5 protein-coding genes and 2 tRNA genes are annotated in these 5,390 nt (G+C 46.9%); 6 read left to right on the forward strand and 1 reads right to left on the reverse strand.

The features are described from left to right. From tolB to nadA, 6 genes are all read left to right on the forward strand, one after another. Positions 1–1,249, forward strand: a 1,249-nt coding sequence (gene tolB / locus A3751_RS10995; protein ID WP_068455732.1) for a Tol-Pal system beta propeller repeat protein TolB, incomplete at its 5' end; no start/stop codon positions are given. A 176-nt stretch (positions 1,250–1,425) separates the two neighbouring features. Further along, on the forward strand, positions 1,426–1,992 hold the full coding sequence (gene pal / locus A3751_RS11000; protein ID WP_068455744.1) for a peptidoglycan-associated lipoprotein Pal: 567 nt from the start codon (positions 1,426–1,428) through the stop codon (positions 1,990–1,992). 43 nt (positions 1,993–2,035) lie between these two features. Next, positions 2,036–2,908 (forward strand): tol-pal system protein YbgF, encoded by an 873-nt coding sequence (gene ybgF / locus A3751_RS11005; RefSeq protein ID WP_197466284.1) that lies wholly within the window; start codon positions 2,036–2,038, stop codon positions 2,906–2,908. Positions 2,909–3,020: 112 nt separating this feature from the next. Next, positions 3,021–3,096 (forward strand) — tRNA-Lys (locus A3751_RS11010). 107 nt (positions 3,097–3,203) lie between these two features. Beyond that, positions 3,204–3,279 (forward strand) — tRNA-Lys (locus tag A3751_RS11015). Between the two features lie 129 nt (positions 3,280–3,408). Continuing rightward, a complete protein-coding gene (nadA, locus tag A3751_RS11020; protein WP_068455738.1) occupies positions 3,409–4,446 on the forward strand; it encodes a quinolinate synthase NadA in 1,038 nt (345 codons plus the stop codon). A gap of 61 nt (positions 4,447–4,507) precedes the next feature. Here nadA and A3751_RS11025 read toward each other — a convergent pair. After that, on the reverse strand, positions 4,508–5,390 hold an 883-nt coding region (locus tag A3751_RS11025; RefSeq protein ID WP_156492392.1), incomplete at its 5' end, for a tetratricopeptide repeat protein.

Below are 5,390 nucleotides of genomic sequence, written 5' to 3' on the forward strand. Positions count from 1 at the left end.
GAGTGTTCGTGCAGAGCTATTAATTGAGATTACCAAGGGGTCTGATGATGCGGTTCCTATATCGGTGGTTCCTTTTACCAATCGAACTAACCAGCCGTTATCTGCAGATGTGGCAAGGATTATCGATGCGAATTTGCTTCGTAGCGGTGATTTCGTAACCTTACCTACAAACAAAATGCTCAGCTTGCCAGATCAGTCGACGGACGTGCATTTTCGCGACTGGAAGATGCTCGGGCAAAGTTTTGTGTTGGTCGGTCAGATTAGCTCGGATGCCGCCGGGCGTCGGTTTCACGTTCAATATGAATTGATGGACGTTTACAATCAGAAGCGGATAGTTGGGGAATTGATTTCCGCCAGCGCAACCGGATTGCGTTCGCTAGCGCACCGTATATCCGACAAAGTCTACGAGGCGATTACCGGCGTTAAAGGAGCATTTTCGACTAAAATTGCTTACGTAACGCTGGATATCAAAAAAGGTGGAGTAAGTGAGTATCGGTTGCAGCTTGCTGACGCGGATGGTCAGCGCTCTAAGACTCTATACAAGGGGTCTGAACCGATTCTTTCTCCGTCTTGGTCGAACGATGCTAAGCAGCTTAGCTATGTTTCTTTTGAAACTGGGCGGCCTGCAATTTATATCCAAAATATAAAAACAGGAAAGCGGCGCCAGGTTACTGCGTTCAGAGGATTGAATAGCTCTCCCATGTGGTCTCCAGATGATAAGAAGCTGCTGATGACGCTCTCTAAAGACGGAAACGCTGAGCTTTACTCCTTCGATATTGCAACATCGAGCTTGGATCGTCTGACGAATCATTACGGGATAGATACGGAGGGTAGCTGGTCCCGGGATGGCCGAAAAATAGTGTTCACAAGTGATCGTTCTGGTACTCCCCAGATTTATGAAATGGATTTGATAGATCGCCGCCCCAAGAGACTGACTTTTACAGGTCGATACAACTCGCGGCCTAGATTTAGTCAAGACGGGGATAAGGTGTACTTCGTGCATCAGTCTTCTTCTAATTATCATATAGCTTCAATGAATGAAGACGGAAGTGATCAGTATATCCTGACGGATACTCCGCTTGATGAGTCACCCAGTGTTTCGCCAAATGGGAGGATGATCATTTATGCGACGAAACGAAATGGACAGGGTGTATTGGGGGTGGTTTCAGTTGATGGAGACTCTAAATATTTTCTTCCGTCAAGCTTTGGTCAGGTAAGAGAACCTGCATGGTCACCATTTCTAAACTAAAATTATAAATAGGTGTCTTGTGTGGCGCGGGATGCTTGAATTAGTATGAACTCAGTCCTCAAGCTATGTGCGCGTGATGTGTTTTAGAGCGCATGGCCGAACGAAAAAACCAAACGCTTGATAGAATGATTACAAAAGCGGCTACGAATTATCTTAGATCTGACAAAGGAAGAACAATGAAACTAGAAGCTTACAAACATGGCCTAGCCCTGATTTTAGCGACAACTGTATTGGTTGGTTGTGAAACAACAAGCACTGCTGATGAAGAGCCTTTAGAGCCAACAGCCGAGCAGACTGGAGAAGCTTCTGGTACGGGTGCAGGCACTGGTGCTGGATCTGACGAAGCAATGACCGAACAGCAGCTTGCTGAGCAAAAAGCGCAAGAGGCGGCAGAGAAAGAAAAGGCTGCAATGCGCGAAGTAAAAACAATCTACTTCGATCTTGATCAGTCTACGATTAAGTCCGAATTCCGAGCGCCATTGGCAGCACATGCAGCTTATTTAGCGCAGAACCCTGAAGCGAAAATTGTTGTTGAAGGGCACTGTGATGAGCGTGGTACAAAAGAGTACAACATTGCACTGGGTGAGCGTCGCGGTAACTCTGTAGCACAGTTTTTGAAAGTGAACGGCGTGCAGGCATCTCAGATCGAAGTTGTCAGCTATGGCGAAGAGAGACCGGCTATGCCTGGCTCTAACGACTCGGCTTGGTCTAAGAACCGTCGTGCAGTTCTGCAGTATCAATAAGTAAGCAATGCTAGCTTTACTTATTCAAAGAAAAGGGCTTCTTTTGAAGTCCTTTTTTATTTGTGCTTTGACCTCTTCGGTTAGCGCAAAAACGTTGATCTTTCAGTCTAGTGATGTTTCTTCCCAGCCCGAGCTCGCTGAGCCACGCAAAGATAAGCCGGTCAATACTGGCGCGTCTTCGGCCCCGCCGAAAACCTCATTGCCGGCCCCTAGTGTTAATAGTGAGCTCTTTTTTCTCGTTGAGCAATTGAAGCAAGAGGTAATGATGCTTCGAGGTATTGTTGAAGAGAAAGACTATGAAATTCGTCAGATGCAAAAGCTGTCTAAAGAGCGCTATCGCGATATTGATCAGCGCTTGCAAGATCTGTCGAAGAAACTGGCCAATGCTGGTATCGATTCGCGCGACGGTCTAGTGACTCAAAGTGCCTCGGTCGCTAACCAGCCTCCATCTGAAGCGACTGGAGTCGTAATTCCCGTTGGTTTGGGTGGAGAGGTTGTGCCTGTCCAGACGCCCAAAAGAACTGGTGGTGCTGTAAAAGAGACGGAGGAGCAAAAGGTAGCCTATCAAAATGCATACAATTATGTTCGGGATAAAAAGTTTCCCGAAGCAATTGAGGCATTGCATGCATATGTCGAGAAATATCCAGAAGGCGATTTAACAGGGAATGCGTTTTACTGGTTGGGGGAGGTTTATCTTGTATTACCAAAACTTGAGCAGGCGAAACAGGCGTTCTCTATTGTTGTAAAGACCTTTCCTGGGCACAGAAAGTTGCCGGACGCAATGTACAAGCTGGCTGTGACTTTGGATCGGCTTCAAGACCCAGCGAGTGCTGAGCAATATTTGAAGCAGGTTCAGCAGCAATTTCCAAACAGTACGGCTGCTAAGTTGGCGGAAAATTACACGATTTCTAGGTAAGTGGTTGATTTTAAAGGCGTTAGTTTCTTTTGTTGTATGTGCCGACTGATCAAAAAAAACTAGAAAATTGGCTTGTTATTTTTCTTAAAATCATTACTATATGCGCCCTGTCGGGTCGTTAGCTCAGTTGGTAGAGCAGTTGGCTTTTAACCAATTGGTCGCAGGTTCGAATCCTGCACGACCCACCAATTTTTAATTGGCTAGGGCGTACCGAGTAGTCTGGGTAAGATAGTCCGACAGTTTATCTAAGATGTGTTTCCAACACGCATCGATCGCCTTAATAGGCGTTTTCAAGGGGTCGTTAGCTCAGTTGGTAGAGCAGTTGGCTTTTAACCAATTGGTCGCAGGTTCGAATCCTGCACGACCCACCACTTCTTTGTTCTGACCTGCATAAGCTGTTGTTCCTCCTCATTCAACTGAAATGGCGTCATGTATTTTCTAGAGCGTTCGCGCGTGTTTAGGTATAATTCCACTAGTTAAATTCAATGGGTTTGGTGTAAATGGGTCATCTTCAAGATCGTGTTCTTGTTCAAGAGCACTTGGCGCAAGAAAAAATTCCTAAAGAGCTCGATGTGGCTCGTGTTGATACGCTCAGCAACGAAATCGCGAAGCTGCTAAAGCAGGAAAATGCGGTGTTAATCGCGCATTATTATACAGATGAATCTATACAGGCTTTAGCCGAAGAGACTGGTGGTCTTGTTTCCGACTCATTGGAAATGGCGCGCTTTGGCGCGTCGTGTGATGCGAAAACGCTCGTTGTTGCTGGTGTCAAATTTATGGGTGAAACGGCAAAGATTCTTAGTCCGGATAAGCGTGTTGTAATGCCGACTTTAGAGGCTACGTGCTCCCTAGATATTGGCTGTCCAGTCGACGAGTTCTCTCGTTTCTGCGATCAGCACCCTGATCGGACTGTAGTCGTTTACGCCAATACGTCTGCGGCTGTAAAAGCAAGAGCAGATTGGGTTGTTACTTCAAGTATTGCGCTCGATGTGATTGAGCATCTAGATCGCGCCGGAAAGAAAATACTTTGGGGTCCAGATAAACATCTTGGTAGCTATATTCAGCATCAAACGGGCGCTGATATGTTGCTGTGGGATGGGGCGTGTATTGTGCACGAGGAGTTTAAAGCTTCGGGGATAAAAGATCTTAAGAAGATTTATCCGGAAGCGGCTGTTCTAGTTCATCCTGAGTCGCCTGATGCAATGGTTGAACTCGCAGATGCGGTCGGCTCAACGTCGCAACTCATTAAAGCCTCTCAAGTGCTTCCCAACGAGACGTTTATCGTTGCAACGGACAACGGCATTTTCTACAAGATGAAGCAGTTGAGCCCGGGGAAAACCTTCATTGAGGCTCCGACTGCGGGCAGCGGAGCAACATGTCGTAGCTGTGCTCATTGCCCTTGGATGGCTATGAACGGCTTGGAGGGGGTTCGTGATGTGCTGCTCAACAGTGACGGTTGTGAGGTCTTTGTCGATGATACCCTTCGCAGAGACGCACTGAAGCCTTTGGAGCGGATGTTGTCCTTTACTGCGCGCTAGTTCGTTTGTGAGGGTGTAAACGTTATTCTATTCATCGTTGATTCTTTGGGCGTCCCCGTTTTTAAAACGGAGGGTTTTCTTTGAGGTCGTAAGCGCGATCTAGTTGGCCTTTCATAATGCTAGCCAAGCGGCTGTTTGGCTTGGCGATCTTGATGCCCAGTTGCAATTGCTCAATAGCTTGGTCATAGCGGCCTGTTAGTATGAAAAATTGCGCCCGCGCTTGTCGAAGTCCGACAATATTGCCTGCTTGCCCGTGAATTTCCGAAAGCATATACCAGACGAGAGGATTATCCTCTTGCGCTCGCGTTAGTTTGATTAAGATGTTTTCCGCTTCCGCGTAGCGTTTTTCGAGGTCATATAGTTCGGCTAGAAGAAGAGCGCTAGGGTAGTTGTTTGGGTTGAACTCAAGAAGCTGCTTTAAGCGCTCGAACGCATCCTGTTTTTTGCCAGCGGAGTATTCGGCTTCTGCCAAAAAGATGCTAATTGCGATCGTCCCTGGATATTTCGTGTGGAGTTCTTCAAAGGTTTTGAGTGAGAAGGAAGGGTCGCTTTCAAGAAGAGCGTACGCAAGACCGAAGCGAGCTGCGTCGACATTTTTATGTTTCCCTCTAGAAATGATTGATTTGTATAGATCAGCGGCTTGTTCTTTTGACTGTGCGTAGTCAACAGTCACAATCGCTTTGCAGATGTGAAAAAGAACGCTGTCTTGATAGGGTTTAACAGGGTACTGCTCGGCCCGGTTTCTCGTGTCGGACACGCGGTTTTCTGAAAGTGGGTGAGTTGATAAATATTCCGGTGGCGTATTGCCCTGCAATCGCGCATTTTTAAGCATTCGTTCAAACATTTTTGGCATCGCGCGTGGGTTGTAATCGGATGCGTACATGGTCTCGATGCCTATGCGGTCAGCCTCCTCTTCGTTTTGGCGTGAATAGCTTAATGATTTT

Source organism: Oleiphilus sp. HI0080 (assembly GCF_001635135.1).

Bases quoted from the DNA above. Each gene is read 5' to 3' on its own strand.
- pal (WP_068455744.1), top strand. From the start codon at position 1,426: ATGAAACTAGAAGCTTACAAACATGGCCTAGCCCTGATTTTAGCGACA.
- nadA (WP_068455738.1), top strand. From the start codon at position 3,409: ATGGGTCATCTTCAAGATCGTGTTCTTGTTCAAGAGCACTTGGCGCAA.